16 protein-coding genes and 1 tRNA gene are annotated in these 18,093 nt (G+C 65.8%); 12 read left to right on the forward strand and 5 right to left on the reverse strand.

Annotated features, from left to right (window positions below; translation table 11 throughout):
* Positions 1-7: 7 nt before the first annotated feature.
* From AC1DYS_RS08015 to AC1DYS_RS08040, 6 genes are all read left to right on the forward strand, one after another.
* A complete protein-coding gene (locus AC1DYS_RS08015) occupies positions 8-1,354 on the forward strand; it encodes a replication-associated recombination protein A (protein WP_477897823.1) in 1,347 nt (448 codons plus the stop codon).
* Positions 1,355-1,542: 188 nt separating this feature from the next.
* Positions 1,543-2,466: a branched-chain amino acid ABC transporter permease gene (locus tag AC1DYS_RS08020; RefSeq protein ID WP_477897825.1), complete on the forward strand. Its 924-nt coding sequence runs from the start codon at positions 1,543-1,545 to the stop codon at positions 2,464-2,466.
* A 10-nt stretch (positions 2,467-2,476) separates the two neighbouring features.
* Positions 2,477-3,568 carry a branched-chain amino acid ABC transporter permease gene (locus AC1DYS_RS08025; protein ID WP_477897827.1) on the forward strand — a complete coding sequence of 364 codons (1,092 nt, stop codon included), beginning with the start codon at positions 2,477-2,479 and terminating at the stop codon, positions 3,566-3,568.
* A gap of 9 nt (positions 3,569-3,577) precedes the next feature.
* Entirely contained in the window at positions 3,578-4,354 is a 777-nt protein-coding gene (locus tag AC1DYS_RS08030) for an ABC transporter ATP-binding protein (protein WP_047498812.1), read from the forward strand.
* A 2-nt stretch (positions 4,355-4,356) separates the two neighbouring features.
* Positions 4,357-5,070 (forward strand): ABC transporter ATP-binding protein, encoded by a 714-nt coding sequence (locus AC1DYS_RS08035; RefSeq protein ID WP_477897830.1) that lies wholly within the window; start codon positions 4,357-4,359, stop codon positions 5,068-5,070.
* 174 nt (positions 5,071-5,244) lie between these two features.
* Positions 5,245-6,114, forward strand: a complete 870-nt coding sequence (locus tag AC1DYS_RS08040; RefSeq protein WP_477897832.1) for a CsgG/HfaB family protein — start codon at positions 5,245-5,247, stop codon at positions 6,112-6,114.
* Between the two features lie 87 nt (positions 6,115-6,201).
* On the opposite strand, the gene AC1DYS_RS08045 is transcribed toward AC1DYS_RS08040, so the two are convergent.
* Both AC1DYS_RS08045 and AC1DYS_RS08050 read right to left on the reverse strand, forming a co-directional pair.
* Positions 6,202-7,182, reverse strand: coding sequence for a Bug family tripartite tricarboxylate transporter substrate binding protein (locus AC1DYS_RS08045; RefSeq protein WP_477897834.1), 981 nt, complete (start codon positions 7,180-7,182; stop codon positions 6,202-6,204).
* A 5-nt stretch (positions 7,183-7,187) separates the two neighbouring features.
* Positions 7,188-8,225 carry a CDP-6-deoxy-delta-3,4-glucoseen reductase gene (locus AC1DYS_RS08050; RefSeq protein WP_477897836.1) on the reverse strand — a complete coding sequence of 346 codons (1,038 nt, stop codon included), beginning with the start codon at positions 8,223-8,225 and terminating at the stop codon, positions 7,188-7,190.
* Between the two features lie 57 nt (positions 8,226-8,282).
* On the opposite strand from AC1DYS_RS08050, the gene AC1DYS_RS08055 reads away from it, so the two are divergent.
* The 4 genes from AC1DYS_RS08055 to AC1DYS_RS08070 all read left to right on the forward strand — a co-directional run bounded on the left by AC1DYS_RS08055 (position 8,283) and on the right by AC1DYS_RS08070 (position 11,853).
* Positions 8,283-9,185 carry an SDR family oxidoreductase gene (locus AC1DYS_RS08055; protein ID WP_477897838.1) on the forward strand — a complete coding sequence of 301 codons (903 nt, stop codon included), beginning with the start codon at positions 8,283-8,285 and terminating at the stop codon, positions 9,183-9,185.
* Positions 9,186-9,248: 63 nt separating this feature from the next.
* Positions 9,249-9,713, forward strand: coding sequence for a hypothetical protein (locus AC1DYS_RS08060; protein WP_477897840.1), 465 nt, complete (start codon positions 9,249-9,251; stop codon positions 9,711-9,713).
* Entirely contained in the window at positions 9,713-10,591 is an 879-nt protein-coding gene (locus tag AC1DYS_RS08065) for a tetratricopeptide repeat protein (RefSeq protein ID WP_477897842.1), read from the forward strand. The genes AC1DYS_RS08060 and AC1DYS_RS08065 overlap by 1 nt, the downstream gene beginning before the upstream one ends.
* Positions 10,555-11,853, forward strand: a complete 1,299-nt coding sequence (locus AC1DYS_RS08070; RefSeq protein WP_477897844.1) for an ATP-binding protein — start codon at positions 10,555-10,557, stop codon at positions 11,851-11,853. Before AC1DYS_RS08065 ends, AC1DYS_RS08070 begins: the two co-directional genes overlap by 37 nt.
* A gap of 19 nt (positions 11,854-11,872) precedes the next feature.
* Here AC1DYS_RS08070 and AC1DYS_RS08075 read toward each other — a convergent pair whose 3' ends face one another.
* Positions 11,873-12,460, reverse strand: coding sequence for a rhomboid family intramembrane serine protease (locus tag AC1DYS_RS08075; protein WP_477897846.1), 588 nt, complete (start codon positions 12,458-12,460; stop codon positions 11,873-11,875).
* Positions 12,461-12,551: 91 nt separating this feature from the next.
* Here AC1DYS_RS08075 and AC1DYS_RS08080 point away from each other — a divergent pair.
* A tRNA-Leu gene (locus AC1DYS_RS08080) sits at positions 12,552-12,636 on the forward strand.
* Positions 12,637-12,727: 91 nt separating this feature from the next.
* On the opposite strand, the gene AC1DYS_RS08085 is transcribed toward AC1DYS_RS08080, so the two are convergent.
* Positions 12,728-15,901 carry a hybrid sensor histidine kinase/response regulator gene (locus AC1DYS_RS08085; protein ID WP_477897848.1) on the reverse strand — a complete coding sequence of 1,058 codons (3,174 nt, stop codon included), beginning with the start codon at positions 15,899-15,901 and terminating at the stop codon, positions 12,728-12,730.
* Complete coding sequence (locus AC1DYS_RS08090; protein WP_477897850.1) at positions 15,894-16,985, reverse strand: ABC transporter substrate-binding protein; 1,092 nt, start codon at positions 16,983-16,985, stop codon at positions 15,894-15,896. Before AC1DYS_RS08090 ends, AC1DYS_RS08085 begins: the two co-directional genes overlap by 8 nt.
* Before the next feature lie 190 nt (positions 16,986-17,175).
* Between AC1DYS_RS08090 and cysM the strand changes: the two genes are divergently transcribed.
* Complete coding sequence (gene cysM / locus AC1DYS_RS08095) at positions 17,176-18,081, forward strand: cysteine synthase CysM (RefSeq protein WP_477897852.1); 906 nt, start codon at positions 17,176-17,178, stop codon at positions 18,079-18,081.
* Positions 18,082-18,093: the final 12 nt, after the last annotated feature.

An 18,093-nucleotide genomic window follows, 5' to 3' on the forward strand; every position in this document is an offset into this window, starting at 1 on the left:
TTGCCACATGGAGCCTCAGCAACTGCCACTCGGTGGTGACGAGCTGGCCGACACGCAAGCGCCGTTGGCCGAGCGCTTGCGCCCGAAAACGCCTGGCGAAGTCATCGGCCAGCAGCACCTGCTGGGGCCCGGCAAACCGCTGCGCGTGGCCTTCGAATCAGGCCGCCTGCATTCGATGATCTTGTGGGGACCGCCCGGCGTGGGCAAGACCACCTTGGCACGTCTGATGGCCGACGGCTTCGACGCGCAGTTCATTCAGATCTCGGCGGTGCTCGGCGGCGTGAAGGACATTCGCGAAGCGGTCGAACGAGCGCAGGTAGCGCAGGCGACGGGTCGGCGCACGGTGGTATTCGTCGACGAAGTGCACCGCTTCAACAAGGCGCAGCAAGACGCCTTCCTGCCGCACGTGGAGTCCGGCCTGTTCACGTTCATCGGCGCGACCACAGAGAACCCGTCGTTCGAAGTCAACTCGGCTTTGCTGTCGAGAGCCACGGTGCATGTGCTGAAGTCGCTCGGCAACGACGACATGCAGCTGCTGATCGAGCGCGGCCAAGCGCTGCTGTCTGCACCGCCGCTCACCGATGCCGCGCGTGACCGCCTCGTGGGCTACGCCGACGGCGATGCGCGCCGCCTGCTCAACGCGTACGAGAACCTCGTGCGCATGGCGGGTGATGTGGCCACGATCGACGAAGCCCAGCTCGAGCGCTCGCTCGGCGAGCAGCTGCGGCGCTATGACAAGGGCGGCGAGCAGTTCTACGACACCATCTCTGCCCTGCACAAGGCCGTGCGCGGCAGCGACCCGGACGCGTCGTTGTACTGGTTCGTCCGCATGCTCGATGGCGGCGTGGACCCGCGCTATGCCGCGCGGCGCATCGTGCGCATGGCCAGCGAAGACATCGGCCTCGCCGACCCCCGCGCATTGCGTACGGCGCTCGATGCTGCCGAGACCTACGAGCGCCTCGGTTCCCCCGAAGGCGAGCTTGCACTCGCGCAAGCAGTGGTGTTTCTGGCCATGGCCCCGAAGTCAAATGCGGTGTACACCGCCTACAAGGCCGCACGCGGTTTCGTCGCCCAGGACGGCACCCGTGCGGTGCCCCTGCGCCTGCGCAACGCACCGACAAAGCTCATGAAAGACCTCGACTACGGGCTTGAATATCGCTATGCGCACGACGAAGAAGGTGGCTTCGCCGCAGGCGAAAGCTACTGGCCGGACGACCTGGACCCGCCTCGTTTTTATGAACCCGTGCCACGTGGTCTCGAGCTCCAGATCGGCGAGCGTCTCGAGGAATTGCGCCGCCTGAATGACGAAGCCATGACCGCGTCGACCCGGGCTGCGTCCAAGAAAAGGCGCTGAACCCGTACGGGGAAACGTGCACGCAATCACGGCGAAATCGGCCACTAGAATCCCGCACCCAGAACGGCTCCAGAAGCCACAACCTTAGACAGAGTCCCCGACGCGCAAGACCACGGCGGGCTTTTTGCTTTAGTGCATGGGCGGCGTCAAGAAGACGTACGGCTTTCGATTTCGCAGGAGACTCCCAGATGGACACTTTCATCCAGCAGATCATCAATGGTCTGGTGCTCGGCAGCGTGTATGCGCTGGTGGCACTCGGCTACACGATGGTCTACGGCATCATCAACCTGATCAACTTCGCGCATGGCGAGGTGTTGATGGTGGGCGCGTTGACCAGTTGGACCGTGGTCAGCGTACTCGCCGGCACCGGCTGGCCGGGCTGGCTGCTGATGCTGATCTCGCTCATTGCGGCCATCGTGGTCTGCTCCGTCCTGAACTTCAGCATCGAGAAGATCGCCTATCGGCCGCTGCGCACCGCGCCGCGTCTGGCGCCGCTGATCACCGCGATGGGCATGTCGCTGCTGCTGCAGACGCTGGCCATGATCATCTGGAAGCCGAACCCGAAGCCGTATCCGATCCTGCTGCCGTCCGAGCCGTTCAACATCGGCGGTGCCGTCATCAACACCGTGCAGATCATCATTCTCATCACCACCGCGGTCACGCTGGCCGGTCTGATGTACCTCGTCAACCGCACGAAGCTTGGCCGTGCGATGCGTGCCACGGCCGAGAACCCGCGTGTCGCTGGCCTGATGGGCGTGCGCCCCGACCAGGTGATTTCCGCCACCTTCGTGATTGGTGCCGCACTGGCTGCACTGGCGGGCGTGATGTACGCGGCTAACTACGGTTCGGTGCAGCATTCGATGGGCTTCCTGCCGGGCCTGAAGGCCTTCACGGCCGCGGTATTCGGCGGCATTGGCAACCTCGCGGGCGCAATGGTCGGAGGCGTGCTGCTCGGGTTGATCGAGGCGCTGGGCGCCGGCTACATCGGCGACCTGACCGGTGGCGTGCTGGGCAGCAACTACCAAGACATCTTTGCCTTCATCGTGCTGATCCTCATCCTCACGTTGCGGCCTTCGGGCCTGCTGGGTGAGCGTGTGGCTGACCGAGCCTGAGGGAGTTGCCATGAATCTGAGAGACAACAAACTCGGCGTCTTCATCATCGCGGCGGTGCTGTTGCTGGTTGCTCCGCTGGTGGCGCAGCAGTTCGGCAACGCGTGGGTGCGCATCGTCGACATTGCGTTGCTGTATGTGCTGCTGGCGCTCGGCCTCAACATCGTCGTCGGCTACGCCGGCCTGCTCGATCTGGGCTACGTGGCGTTCTACGCAGTGGGGGCCTACATGTTGGCTTTGCTCGCGTCGCCGCACATGACCGACGCCTTCCCGGCCATCGCTTCCATGTTCCCGCAGGGCCTGCACATTCCTTGGTGGGCCGTGCTGCCGCTCGGCGCAGTGCTGGCAGGCGGGTTCGGCGTGCTGCTCGGTGCGCCCACGCTCAAGCTGCGTGGCGACTACCTGGCGATCGTGACGCTCGGCTTTGGCGAGATCATCCGCGTGTTCGTCACCAACCTCGATGCGCCGATCAACATCACCAACGGCCCCAAGGGCCTGAGCCAGATCGATCCAATCACGATCTTCGGCTACAACTTCGCGCAGAAGCACAACTGGTTCGGCTTCGATGTCCCATCGGTTACGAACTACTACTACCTGTTCCTGGCGATGGTGATCATCAGCGTGCTCATCTGCTACCGGCTCGAGCGCTCGCGCATCGGCCGTGCGTGGATGGCCATCCGCGAAGACGAGATCGCGGCCAAGGCCATGGGCATCAACACCCGCAACCTGAAGCTGCTGGCCTTCGGCATGGGCGCCACCTTCGGCGGTGTGTCGGGTGTGCTCTTCGCGAGCTTCCAGGGCTTCGTCTCTCCCGAGTCGTTCAGCCTGCAAGAGTCGGTGATGATCGTCGCGATGGTGGTGCTGGGCGGCATCGGCCACATCCCCGGCGTGATCCTGGGGGCGCTGCTGCTTGCTGCATTGCCCGAGGTCTTGCGCTACGTGGCAGGCCCGCTGCAGAACATGACCGATGGCCGGCTCGACGCGTCCATCCTGCGCCAGCTGCTCATTGCGCTGGCCATGATCGGCATCATGCTGTCGCGGCCGCGCGGCCTGTGGCCCACGCCAGAGCATGGCAAGGCTGCCCCCGTGCCCCAGACCAAATAAGGAACCGCCATGGCAGACAACGTACTCAAGGTTGCTGGCGTCTCCAAACGCTTCGGCGGGCTGCAGGCCCTGTCCGACGTTGGCATCACCATCGAAGCCGGCCAGGTCTACGGACTGATCGGCCCGAACGGGGCCGGCAAGACCACCTTCTTCAACGTGCTCACCGGCTTGTACACGCCCGACTCGGGCAGCTTCGAGCTGGGCGGCAAGGCCTACAAGCCGACCGCCGTGCACGAGGTGGCCAAGGCCGGCATCGCACGCACGTTCCAGAACATCCGGCTGTTCGCCGAGATGACGGCGCTCGAGAACGTGATGGTCGGCCGCCACGTGCGCACGGCCTCGGGCCTGATCGGCGCAGTATTTCGCACCAGCGGCTTCAAGGCTGAAGAAGCCGCCATTGCCAAGCGCGCCCAGGAGCTGCTCGACTACGTCGGCATCGGCAAATACGCCGAATTCAAGGCGCGCACGCTGAGCTACGGCGACCAGCGTCGGCTCGAGATCGCACGCGCACTCGCCACCGACCCCAAGCTGATCGCGCTCGACGAGCCCGCCGCCGGCATGAACGCCACCGAGAAGGTCGTGCTGCGCGAGTTGATCGACACCATCCGAAAAGACGGTCGCACCATTCTGCTGATCGAACACGACGTGAAGCTGGTGATGGGCCTGTGCGACCGCGTCACGGTGCTCGACTACGGCAAACAGATTGCAGAAGGCACCCCCGCCGACGTGCAACGCAACGAGAAGGTGATCGAGGCCTACCTCGGCGCCGGCCACAAGGCGCATTGAAGATGACAACCACTCTTTTGAAAGTCAGCGGCCTCAAGGTCGCCTACGGCGGGATCCAGGCCGTCAAGGGCGTGTCGTTCGAAGTGCGCGAAGGCGAACTGGTGAGCCTCATCGGCGCCAACGGTGCCGGCAAGACCACCACCTTGAAGGCCATTACTGGCCTGCAGCCGGTGGCCATGGGCGAGATCGAATACCTCGGTCATTCCATCAAGGGCCAGGGCGCGTGGGATCTGGTGAAGCAAGGCCTGGTGATGGTGCCCGAGGGCCGCGGCACCTTCACCCGCATGTCGATCACCGAGAACTTGTTGATGGGCGCTTTCGTTCGCAAGGACAAGGAGGTCCAGGCCGACATCGAGAAGGTGTTCGCCATCTTCCCTCGCCTGAAGGAGCGTCGCAACCAGCTCGCCGGCACGATGTCGGGCGGCGAACAGCAGATGCTGGCGATGGGTCGCGCACTGATGGCCAAGCCCAAGGTGCTGCTGCTCGACGAGCCGTCGATGGGCTTGTCGCCCATCATGGTCGACAAGATCTTCGAAGTGGTGGCCGACATCCACAGCCGCGGTACCACCGTGCTGCTGGTCGAGCAGAACGCGAGCCGTGCGTTGCAGCTCGCCAACCGCGGCTACGTGATGGAGTCGGGCGAGGTCACGATGAGCGGTGAGGCCAACGCGCTGCTCAATGACCCCAAGGTGCGGGCCGCCTACCTCGGCGAGTGACGCGCTTGGGGAGGAGTGATTTCGCGCGGCCCGCAGCCGTGCGTTACCTCTCACTTGTGCTGACTGCCGAGGCGACCAAAGTCATCTCTCCCTCGTTCGGGTGAGTTGCGTGCGAGGGGCCGAACCTATACTTCTTTGGCCTGTTTCGGCGTGTCACACCCTCGAGGTTTCTCCATGACTCCGACCTCCAGCCCGTTGAATTCCAAGTCGGTGAGCTTGTTCAAACACGCTGCGTTGGCAGCTTCTCTGGGCCTCGTGCTCAGCGGCTGCGGCTCCACGGCACCCACCATGGGCGGCAACAAGGGCACTGTCTCCGGCGCTGCTGGCGGCGAGACGGCCCAGGGTAATAACAGCGCGCTCGAGAAGTGCGGTGAAACGCTGGGTACCGTGGCGCTGCAGGAAGAGACGAACGCGTCCTGGTACCAAGAGTTACGCAGCAACAAGCTCGGCTCTACGATCCCGGTGTTGCGCTTGATGATCCAGCAGAGCAACTGTTTCGTCATCGTCGAACGCGGCCGCGCGATGAACAACATGATGCGCGAGCGCGACCTCGAAGCCTCGGGCGAAATGCGGCAAGGCAGCAATTTCCAGAAGGGCCAGATGGTCTCGGCCGACTACACCATGAGCCCCGAGATCCAGTTCTCCGGCCGCACCGGTGGTGCGAGTGCCGGTCTGCTCACCGGCAAGTTGGCGATGCTCGGCGCGGTGGCCGGCAGCGTCAAGCGCAATGAAGCGTCGACCACCTTGCTGCTGATCGACAACCGCTCAGGCGTGCAGATCGCAGCGTCCGAAGGCACGGCCGGCAACTTCGACTTCGGCATGTTCGGTGCGGCCTTCACCGGCGGCCTCGCGGGCGGCGGTGGTGGCTACTCCAACACGCCACAGGGCAAGGTGGTTGTGGCTGCTTTTGCCGACTCATTCAACCAGATGGTCAGGTCGCTGCGCAGCTACAAGGCGCAGACCGTGAAGGGCGGCCTGGGCACGGGTGGTCGCCTGGGTGTCGACGGCGGCAGCACGCCGGCCTCGAGAGAAATCAAGAAGTAAGCGCACAACAGCTTCACCGACAAAGGCCGCGTCCCGTAAGGGTCGCGGCCTTTGTTCTGTGTCGCCGACTGTCGCGCGAGACCGAGGTCAGTCGACCTTTGCGCCCGAAGCCTTCACCACTTTCTCGTACTTGGCCCGCTCGCGTTTGACGAACTCGCCGAACTGCTCGGGCGTGCTTGGCATGGGCTCCGCCATCAAGCTCGTGAACCGGGCTTGCAGCTCGGGCGTGTTGAGTGCGTCGACAAAAGCCTTGTTCAGCTGGCGCACCTGCGCGGTAGGCAGCCCGGCGGGGCCAAACAAGCCGAACCAGGTGTTGACGTCGAAGCTCGCGAGCGGCCCGCCGACTTCCGCAATGGCGGGCAAGTCAGGCATGGCATGCGCGCGGCGCGCCGTGGTCACTGCCAAGGCCTTGAGCTTGCCGGCCTTGATGTTGGCCGAGGCGCTGGCCATGTTGTCGAAGGTCAGGTCGACCTGGCCCGACAGCAAAGCCAGCTGCGCCGGGTTGCCGCCCGCGTACGGGATGTGGACCATGAACACACCGGCTTGTGCCTTGAACATCTCGCCGGCCAGGTGGCCAGCGCTGCCGTTGCCGCCCGAGCCGTAGTTCAGCTTGCCGGGGTTGCGCTTGGCGTACGCCACCAGGTCGCCGACGTTCTGGATGCCGAGCCGCGCAGCGGTCTCCGGGTTCATCACCAGCACGTTGGGCACCTGGGCGACGCCGGTGATCGGCGTGAAGTCTCGGATCGAGTCGTACGGGATGCGCCCGTACAACCAGGGGTTGATCGCATGCGTGGCCACCGCGCCCATCACGAGCGTGCTGCCGTCGGCTGGCGACTTCGCGACAAGGTCTGCACCGAGGTTGCCGCCTGCGCCGGGCTTGTTCTCGACGATCACGACACCCACGCTGTCCTTCACGCGCTCGGCCAAGGCGCGAGCCACGATGTCGAGTGGGCCACCGGGCGGGTAGGGCACGATCAGGCGCAGTGGCTTGCCGGTCTGTGCAGGAGCGGGCAGGGCGGCCAGTGCAGCGAGGCCGGACAAGAGCTTCAGGGTCGATCGGCGTTGCATCGGCTTCATGCTCCGTGTTTGTCGGCTTCCGACGTGAAGCTGTCGGCATAGAACTCGTCGAGCGGCAGGTTGCAATGCGCCACGAAATCGCGCTGCGCAGAATTCACCATCACCGGCGCCCCGCAGGCATACACCTGGTGGCCCGAGAGGTCTGGCAAGTCGGCCATCACCGCCTGGTGGACGAAGCCGGTGCGGCCCGTCCAGGCGTCTTGCGCGGTGGCTTCTGACAGCACCGGCACATAGCGCAGATGAGGCATCGTGCGCTCGGCCTCCAGGCACCAGTCGTGCATGTAGAGGTCGGCCTTGCTGCGGCAACCCCAGTACAGCGTGGTCGTCCGCTGGATGCCTTTGAAGCGCATGTGCTCGATGATGGCCTTCAGCGGCGCGAAGCCGGTTCCGCTGGCCAGCAGCACGATCGGCTTGTCGTTGTCTTCGCGCAGGAAGAAGCTGCCGAACGGCCCTTCGAGGCGCAGGATCTCCTTCTCTTTCATCGCGCCGAACACATGGTCGGTGAACACCCCGCCCGGCATATGGCGGATGTGCAGCTCGATGCCCGGCTTGTCGCTCTGTGTGCTCGGCGCATTGGCCATGCTGTAGCTGCGGCGGTGGCCGTCTTTCAAAATGAATTCGATGTACTGGCCGGCGCGGTACTGCAGCGCATCGTTCGCCGGCAGCTGCAGCTGCAGTACGGCCACGTCGTGGCTGGGCTTGGTGATCGTGGTCACACGGCACGGCATCTTGCGCACCGCGTACTCGCCGGCACCAGCCACGGTTCGGGCCTCGAGCACCACGTTGGTCTGCGGCGCGGCGCGGCAGGTGAGGGTGAAGCCGGCCTCCTCTTCGGCCGGGCTGAGTGCCTTGGCCTGGTGGGTGCCGTGGATCACGCGGCCTTCGACCAGCTTGCATTTGCATGAGCCGCAGGCGCCGTCTCGGCAGCCGTAGGGCAGGCCGATGCCTTGGCGGATGGCCGCAGTCAGGATCGGCTCGTCTCGCTCGACGGAGAAACTTACACCACTGGGCTGGACCGTCACGGTGAACGTCATCGGATAACCTCGCTCGCACAAAAACGCAAAACAGCCCTCAATTTTGCCCGCGATCCCATGACCCTCCAGGCGAGCCTCCCCACCCGCTTCAAACGGCCGACCTTGCTCATCGTCGGCTGCGGCGACGTGGGCCTGCGCGTGGCTCGGTTGCTGAAGGGGCGTTGGCGCCTGCTGGCGCTCACCTCCAGCCCGCAGCGCGCGCCGGCTCTACGCGAGGCCGGGGTGCTGCCGCTGATCGGCAATCTCGACGATCCCCTGACCTTGGCGCGCCTGGGCGGCCTGGCCGACGCCGTGCTGCACCTTGCGCCGCCGCCAGGCCAGGGCAAGACGGATACGCGCACGCAACACCTGCTGCAGGCGCTCGCGCGCAAGGGGCGTGTGCAACGCATCTGCTACGCCAGCACGAGCGGCGTGTACGGCGACGCACAAGGCCAGCGTTTCGACGAGACCCGGGCCGTCAACCCGGCCACCGACCGCGCGCTGCGCCGGGTCGACGCCGAAGCCCGGGTGCGCTGGTATGGGCGCGCGATGGGCGTGCACGTCAGCGTGCTGCGCATTCCCGGCATCTACGCGGGCGATCGCCCGGGCGGGCACCCGAGAGAGCGCCTGGCGCGGGGCACACCGGTACTCGCTCCTGCCGACGACGTCTACACCAACCACATCCACGCCGACGATCTGGCACGTGCCTGCGTCGCCACGCTGCACCGCGGCCTGCCGCAGCGCGTGGTGCATGCGAGTGACGACACAGAGCTCAAGATGGGCGACTACTTCGACCTCGCCGCCGACCTGTGCGGCCTGCCGCGGCCCCAGCGCGTGAGCCGGCAGGCGGCGCAGGAGTTGATGTCACCGATGCAGCTGTCGTTCATGAGCGAATCGCGACGTCTGGACAATCAGCGTCTGAAGCGTGAACTGCGACTGCGCCTTCGCTATCCCAACGTGACACAAGGCCTGGTGGCGTAAGCCTTGCTCATCGACCTGCGTGCTAGAGTTTTTGCTTCTTTCTCGAGCTCTATGACCACGCCGTTGAATCCCGATCTGCTTCGCCCCAGCCTGTCCGACACCGGGCAGGTCGCCGCCGCCCCGTACACCCTGCAGACGAGCTTCTTCTCTGCCTTTTTCGGTGGGCCGTTTGCGTCGGCCGCAATGCTGCTGCTCAACGCCCGGCGCTTGGGCCGCCTGCAGCGCGACGTGGTGTGGGCGCTGGTGATCGCCATCGCCTTTGCTGCCTGGCTCGTCTTCGTCTACACCACCCCGGCGGGCCATGCGCTGCAAGTGAAGATGGCCGAATGGGTGGGCGGTCGCTCGATGGCTTTGGCCGAGCGCCTGATGGCGCTGCTGGCCTTTGCCGTTAGCGCGGCATTGCACCGGCGCGAGCAGCGCAGCGCTGACCTCTTCGGCCTCAAGCGGCCGAATGGGTGGGTCGCCGGCATCGCGTTGATCGTCTTCGGCTTTGCTGCCACCGTGGGCCTGACGATGGTGGTGACCTGATGGACACCGAACTCTCATCCTCCGACGACCGCGTTCGCCAGATCAGCGAGCTGCTGGACCGACGGCGTACGGCGCAAGCGCGTGTCTTGCTGAGCGAAGCACTCACCACCCATCCCGATGACGCGGAGCTGCTCTTGCAGGGCGCGCGCGCCGACGCGATTGACGATGACAACGCCTCGGCCCGCGAGACGCTGCAGCGTGTGATCGCACGCCAGCCTGAGCACTTCGGCGCTCGCGCGTTTCTACTGGCGCTGCTGACCGAAGACGGTGACCTCGTGCCTGCGGAGCAACTCGCGCTGAGCATGATCGAGCAGTACCCGCAGACGCCCGACCTGTACGCTGCTTACGGCCGGGTGATGCTGCGTGCGCTGCATTTCGCGAAGGCACGTGCGCTGGCGCAGGAAGCGCTACGCGTGGACCCGGAGAGTGACTTCGCGCTGCGCGTGATTGCGCTGTGCGACGTGATCGAGCTGCCGCGTGGCACCGACAGTGCCGCCCTGCGCCGCCTGCTCGCCCAGTACCCCGAAGACCGGCACACGCTGAGCCTGGTGGTGACGGCGCTGATCCAGAGCGGTGACCACCGCTCGGCGCTGCGGGGTGCGCGCGAGCTGCTGCGCAGCCAGCCGAACGACCCGCATTGGCTGTCGCTGGTGCAGGCGCTGTCGGTGCAGAACCACTGGTCCATGCTGCCGCTCTGGCCGCTGCAGCGCTTCGGCTGGGGCGCCTCGGTGGCGCTGTGGCTTGGCGGCGTGGTGGCGGTGCGCGTGCTGGGGCAGATGAACTCACCGGCCGCGGCTTGGGCGTCCTGGTTCATCCTCGGCTACGTCATCTACTCCTGGGTGTGGCCGCCCTTGTTGAAGCGCTGGCTGCTGCGCTGAGCCTCTTAGGATTTCCCTTGAACGAACCCACTCCCCGCCAAGCGCTGGAACAGCGCCTGCTGCAAGCTCCCTTCGACGCCGAACTGCGTTTCGAGTACGCGGAGCTGCTGCTCGCCGAGCCCGATGCCGCTGCGGCGCTGACCCAGGCTGATCTGCTGAGCCAGCAATTGCCAACTCAGGCGCGGCCCGCCGTGCTTCGCGCGCGTGCCCTGCTTGCGGCCGAGCGGACTGCCGAGGCCTTGACCACCTACACCAAGGCACGTGCGCTGGCAGGCTTCGAACCCGTCGACGCGCTGGACGAGCTCGGCGCCTCTGCTCAGAGTAGCCGCGGGCCGCAGCTGCAGGTGGTGGGGGGCAAGTCGGCCACGGGCAGCGTGGTCGCCATCCAGAACGTGCGTGAAGAGAAGGTGCGCTTCACCAGCATCGTCGGCATGGAGGCTCTGAAGAAGACCATCCGCATCAAGATCATCGAGCCCTATCTCAACCCCGGCTTGTTCGCGCGCTTTCGCGCCCAGGCGGGCGGCGGCATCCTCCTCTACGGCCCGCCGGGTTGCGGCAAGACCATGATGGCGCGCGCCATTGCCAACGAATGCAACGCGAGTTTCGTGTCGGTGGGCATCTCCGACGTGCTCAACATGTGGCTGGGGGAGAGCGAGCGCAACCTCGCGGCGTTGTTCGATAAGGCGCGTGCGCAGCAGCCCTGCGTGCTGTTCTTCGACGAGCTCGATGCGCTGGCCTATTCGCGGTCGAAAGCAGGCAGCGCCAGCGCGCGCACCGTGGTCAACGAGTTCCTGGCTCAGCTTGATGGCGTGGGCCGGGAGAACAAGGGCCTGCTGGTGCTTGCGGCAACCAACATGCCGTGGGACGTTGACTCGGCGATGAAGCGGCCGGGCCGCTTCTCGCGCCAGATCTTCGTGCCGCCGCCCGATGCTGCGGCACGGCAGGCGATGCTGGAGATCAAGCTCACCGGCATCCCGATGGAAGGCATCGACTTCGCGCGTCTGGCCGCTGCAACAGCCCACTATTCAGGGGCGGACATCGATGGCCTGATCGAGCTTGCCAAGGAATCGGCGTTGGCCGACAGCCTCGCGCAGCAGTCCGACCGCGCCTTGGTACAAGCCGACTTCGACGAGGCCATCAAACAGATGCAGCCGTCGACGCTCGACTGGCTGCGCACCGTGCGCAATGTCGTGAAGTACGCAGGCGAAGACGCGAGCTACAAGGACGTCGAGGGTTACCTGAAGGAAACGAAGCTCTTGTGACGCTTGTGGGCGAGGCGCCTCAGCGGCGCTGCTTGCCGAACGGCGGCAGGCCGCGCCAGTAACGCACGGTGAGAAACCCGCCCAGCATGCCGCCCAGGTGCGCAAACGAACCGAGCCCGCCGCCCAGCCCGAGCAGCAGCGAGATCGCGCCGAACACGACGACGAACACCTTCATCTTCATCGGTATCGGCGGGAACAGCGGCATGATGGTGCGGTCAGGGAAGTACATCGCCGTGGCCATCAGCAGGGCGTAGAGCGCGCCCGAGGCGCCCACTAGGCTGCTGTTGCCGAACTGGGGAATCAGCGAGACCAGCACGTAGGTCAAACCACCGAACACGGCGCCGATGGCCAGGAAGGTCATGTAGCGCTTGCGGCCCCACAGCATCTCCAATTCGGCACCGAACATCCACAAGCCGAGCATGTTGAAGAAAAGGTGCAAAGGATCGGCGTGGAGGAATGCGTAGGTCAGCAGCTGCCACGGCCAGAAGTAAGGACTGGTCACCGGGTACAGCGCGAACCATGCGGCGATGGGCGTGAAGATCTGCAGGCAGAAGATCGCCGTGCAGCCCAGCATCAGGAATTGAGTGGTCGGTGGAATCGGTGGCATGCGCGGAGCCGGAGCAATAAACCGCCAAGCGTACCCGGTTTGCCGAGAATCCCCGCCGGGCTGTGGCAAAATCGCGCCCTCTGCTGCACCGGCCTCGGTGGCGAAATCGGTAGACGCGCGGGACTCAAAATCCCGTTCCGCAAGGAGTGTCGGTTCGATTCCGACCCGAGGCACCAATCACTTAGCGCGTTTCGGTCTTGACCGTTTCCGCGTTCCCTTTCACCCTTTCCACCTCGCTGCCGCGAAGGCGCCCCACCGCCTCTGCTGCTAAGGCTTGCGCGTCGGTCCGAGTGCTTGCAGGCCCTTGATCACAGGGTCGAGCAAGCGGTCCACCTCCTGTGCCAGGGCATCGATGCCCTCGGCCCCTTGCGTACAAGCCCGCTCGAGGGCTGCCGCCTCCTGCTGCATCGCGTAGATGCCGAGCGTTGCTGCCAGGCTCTTGAGGTCATGCACCACACGTGTCGCGGCGGTCGTCTCGCCCGCTGTACGTGCCGCGTTGAAGCGAGCCAGAAAGTCGGCCTGGCCGTCGCGGAACATGCACAGCAGGCGGCGGTAGAGCACCTCGTTGCCCATCGTGGCGGCGAGGCCGATGCGGGTGTCGATGCCCGGCAATGCGGCAAGCGAGTCAGTGCCCTCGTCGGCGCTTGCGGCGCTGTTCGATCCGGCCGAGGTGTTCACCGCCGGGCGCACCCAGCGGGCGAGCGTGGCGAACATGTCGTTGACCTTGATGGGCTTGGCGATGTGGTCGTTCATGCCGGCCGCCAAGGCCTTCTCGCGGTCGCCGACCATGGTGTTAGCCGTCATCGCGATGACCGGCAGATCTTGCAGACCGGGCTGCTGCCGCAGCGCCCGGGTGGCGGCATAGCCGTCCATCACCGGCATCTGGCAGTCCATCAGCACCCCGTCGAAACGTTGGCGGCCCAGCATGTCGAGTGCTTCCTGGCCGTCGCTTGCAGTGCTGACCATGATGCCGGCGCGGCTCAGCACGTCGAGGGCGAGTTCACGGTTGATGGCGTTGTCTTCCACGAGCAGAATCCGCACCCCGCTCAGGCGGCTCTGGTGGCCGAGCATGGCCTCTTCGCGCTGCTCGGTGCGCGTGGGCTGGTGCGCCGCGAAGCCCAGTGCGGCGCTGCAGGCATCGAACAGCGTCGATGGGGTAACCGGCTTGGTCAGCAAGGCGCTGACGCGAAACTGCCCCTCGGTCAGCCGCCGCTGCGCCTCGTCGCGGCCGAAGGCAGTCAGCATCAGCACGGTTGGCGTCGGGTGGCGTTGGTGTTTGCGCTGCCCCAGCCGGCGGATGCATTCCATGCCGTCCATGCCGGGCATCTTCCAGTCGAGCAGGACGAGGTCATAGGGCTCGTCGCTCGCGTCGGCCCGCTCCACCATGCGTAGCGCCTCCAGGCCGTCGACGGCGGTGTCGGCCTTCAGCCCGAGTGAGACGGTCATGCGGGTGAGAACGTCGCGGGCACTCGCGTTGTCGTCGACGATCAATGCACGGGTGCCGCGCAAGCCTTCGTGGCGCGGCGCACGCAGCGGCGCGGCTCGCAGCATCTGCAAGCCGAAGCGCACGCTGAAGTGAAAGCGGCTGCCGCACTCCGGGACGCTGTCGACTGCGAGCTCACCGCCCATCAGCCGAACCAGATGCCGGCTGATCGCCAGGCCGAGACCCGTGCCGCCGTAGCGCCGGCTGGTCGACGCGTCGGCCTGCGAGAACGGCTGGAACAGGCCTTCTTGCTGCTCGATGCTCATGCCAATGCCGGTGTCGCGAACTTCGAATCTCAGCAGCGCCGACGCGCCGTCGTGCTCGACCACGTCGATGGCGACGACGACTTCGCCGCGCTCGGTGAACTTGACGGCGTTGTTGCCCAGGTTGAGCAGCACCTGGCGCAGGCGCGTCGGATCGCCCACCAGCGCCATCGGCAGCCCCGGCGGCTCGACGAACAGCAGCTCCAGCCCTTTCTCCTCGGCGTTCAAGCCGACCAGGTTGGCCAGGTCGTCCATCACGTTGCCGAGGTCGAAGGGAATGTGTTCCATGTCGAGCTTGCCGGCTTCGATCTTCGAGAAATCGAGGATGTCGTTGATGATGCCCAGCAGCGATTCGGCCGAGCGGTGCACCTTCTGCACGTAGTTGCTCTGCTGGGGGTTGAGCCCGCTTTGCAAGGCGAGGTAGGACATGCCCAGAATCGCGTTCATCGGCGTGCGGATCTCGTGGCTCATGTTGGCCAGGAACTCGCTCTTAGCCTGGCTCGCGACCTCGGCCCGCTTCGTCGCATCTGCCAGCTGTGCGGTGCGCTCGCGCACCGCCTCTTCCAGGTGGTCGCGGTGGCTGCGCAATTCTTCCAGCGCTTGCTTGCGCGACGTGATGTCGGTGATCAGCCCGTCGAATCCGGCCGGGCCAGCGCTCTCCGCCGCGGCGCCGGTTTGCGGTCGGGCGTTGAGCTGGACCCAGATCGGGCGGCCATCGGCGCGGGTCAGCTGCAGCTCCATGCCGGCGATCTCGCCGTCTCGCGCCAGGGTGGCGAACTGGGCGTCGATCTGTGCCGGCGTGAACAGGGGCCAGCGGCTGTCGCCGTTCACGGCCTCCATCAGTTCAGCCGGCGTGGCGTAGCCCATCAGCCGCGCCAGCGCCGGGTTGGCGCCGTGCAACCCGCCCGCCCGATCCAGCCGAAAAATGCCCTCCACCGAGTTCTCGAAGATGCCCCGATAGGTGGCCTCGCTTTCGCCCAGGCGCCGGACCGAGTCGCGCAACCTGTCGGCCATCGCGTTAACGCGCACGGCGAGGCGGCCGAGTTCGTCACCGGACTCGATGGTGCTGCGGGCGTCCAGGTCACCCTCGGCGATGCGGTCGACGACGGCCTCCAGGCGATTGATGGGCGCGCTCACCATGCGCCGCAAGAGCAGGAAAGTCGCCGCGTACAGCACCGCCACGATCGCGGCCACGACGGCAAGAATGGCGCGACGCGCGTCCACGACGGCCTGCTCGACCACGGCGCGGGTGAGCACCACGCGCACTTCGCCAATCTTCTGCGGCTTGAGCGCACCGGGTGGCGTGTACTCGATCGGTTGCACGCGCACGATCGGATTCACCAGGTCTTTGACCGGCAGCTTGTTCACCTCGGACACCGTGCCGTAGCCCACTGCCGTGACGCTGAATTGCGCGACGTCGGGATTGGGCGCCAGGGCAGCGAGCTGGCCATCGATTGCGGCACGATCGACGTTCCACAGCGGATAGGCCGCAGTGCGGCTGAACAGATCGGCAATGCGCCCGGCCCGGCCTTCCAGATCCTGGAACCGGCGCTCGCGCTCGCGTTCGATCAGCACGAACGCCGAGCCGGCCGCTACCAGCGTCACCAGAATCGCCAGCGCCAGCACCAGCTTGGTATGCAGGCTGGTCGCCCGCGGAATCAGGCGCCTCGGCGTCGGCAAGTCGTCCCTATGCATTGCGCAGGAGCGGTGCCAAGCTGAAGTCGTAGCGGCCAGCCTTTGGATGGAGGGCCTTCGAGTAGATGCTGAAGTCGAATGCCGCGTCTCGCTTGTAGACGGCCTGGTCGTAGCGCGACGCGCTCTCCCGGTTGACGACGTACATGTAGTCGAGCTTCTGCGTGACACCGCCGTGGGCCGCGAAATCCACGCCGCGGTGGTAGTCGTGCAACATCACCATCGCCCAGGCGCCGATGAAGAAGTGGCTCCCGATCGTGGCGGCCAGACCGCCCTCGGCCAGGCTCGTCAGCGCGTTCGGCCAGGCGCCTGTGCCACCGACCAGCACCTTGGCGCCGCGGGTGTTCACCGCGCGCATCGCGCCCAGCGCCATCGAGTCGTTGCCGGCCCAGATGACGTTGGCCTGCGGATAGCGCGCCAGCAGGACGTGGGTCTTGCTCTCTGCGTCGGTATCGCTCCAGTCGCTGAACGCCAGTTGAAGGATCTGGCCTCGCCCGGCTCGGGCGATGAAGTCGCTGACGCCTTGCGCTCGCTCCAGCGAGACCGGCGTGCTGCGGTCTCCGGTGATGCCGATCACCATCGGCTCGCGTCCGCCGAGTTGGCGCGACAGCTCGGCCATCATGCGGGACTCGGAGCGAGCTTCGTCGGTCGTCGCGGTGCCTATCCAGTGGCGCATCTGTTCGCGCTCATTGCCGATCTCGCGCCGCTGTTCCGGCGTCAAGTCGTTGTGGATCAGCAGCACCTTGGACGGCAAGCGCGCCAGCATCTGCAGCATGTGGAGAGCCGCCAACTTCTCGTTGACGATCACGATGTAGTCGGGTGGATTGCTGCGCTGCGCCACGCTTTCGGCCTGGCGCAGCATCAGCAGGTGGTCGCGCTCGGCATACAACACCTCGAGCTGCATCCCGAAAGTCTTGGCAGCGGCCGCCATGAAGTGGGCCGTCATGCGCCAATGCGGCCCCTTGCCGCGCTCGACGGGCTCGCCCGGATTCAGAAAGACGACGCGCGGCGCCGACGGCTGCGACGCCACGTGTCCGGCCGCGCACAACAGGCTGGTACCGGCAACCAAGGCATTTCGGCGATCCATGTTGCAAACTCCGCTGCTTGATGCGGCCGGTGAGGCCAGCGGCCATGCATTGAACCATGCTCGCCTGCGCTTCACAACGCTCGCCGAGCCTGCGTCGCGCGCTCCGACGGTCACCGGTCAATCCCTTCCCGAGCACCGCTCGATAGGCCCTGCCACAATGCGGCGAGGACAGATCTGGCCAAGAGACAGCATGGTGCGATACAAGACGATTGAAGACGTGATCGGGCACACGCCGCTCGTTCGGTTGGTTCGCGTGCCGGGTGCCGACAACGAGAAGCGCGGCAATGTGATCCTCGGCAAGCTGGAGGGCAACAACCCCGCCGGCTCGGTGAAAGACAGGCCGGCCATCAGCATGATCCGCCGGGCCGAAGAGCGCGGTGACATCAAGCCTGGCGACACGCTCATCGAAGCTACCTCGGGCAACACCGGCATCGCACTCGCGATGGCCGCGGCCATCCGCGGCTATCGCATGCTGCTGATCATGCCGGAGGACCTGAGCATCGAGCGAGCGCAGACCATGAAAGCCTTCGGCGCCGAACTCATCCTCACGCCGCGCAGCGGCGGCATGGAATACGCCCGTGATCTGGCCGAGCAGATGCAGGGAGACGGCAAGGGTCGGGTGCTCGACCAGTTCGCCAATGCCGACAACCCGCGGGTGCACTACGAGACCACCGGCCCCGAGATCTGGGCCGATACCGAAGGGCAGATCACGCATTTCGTGAGCGCGATGGGCACCACGGGCACCATCACCGGCACCTCGCGTTACCTGAAGGAGCAGAACGCCGCAGTGCGCGTGATCGGCGCGCAGCCTTCTGAAGGGTCTCGCATCCCCGGCATCCGCAAGTGGCCCGAGGCCTACCTGCCAAAGATCTACGACCCGACGCACATCGACGAAGTCGTCAACGTGAGCCAGGACGCCGCCGAAGAGATGGCGCGCCGGCTCGCGCGTGAAGAGGGCCTGTTCGCCGGCATCTCGGCGGCTGGCGCTTGCTGGGGTGCGCTCGAGATCGCCAAGCAGGTCGAGAACGCCACCATCGTGTTCATCGTCTGCGACCGCGGCGACCGCTATCTGTCGACCGGCGTGTTCCCCGCCTGAAGCGCCCCGGCC

The organism is Rhizobacter sp. P2_G4 (assembly GCF_056403575.1).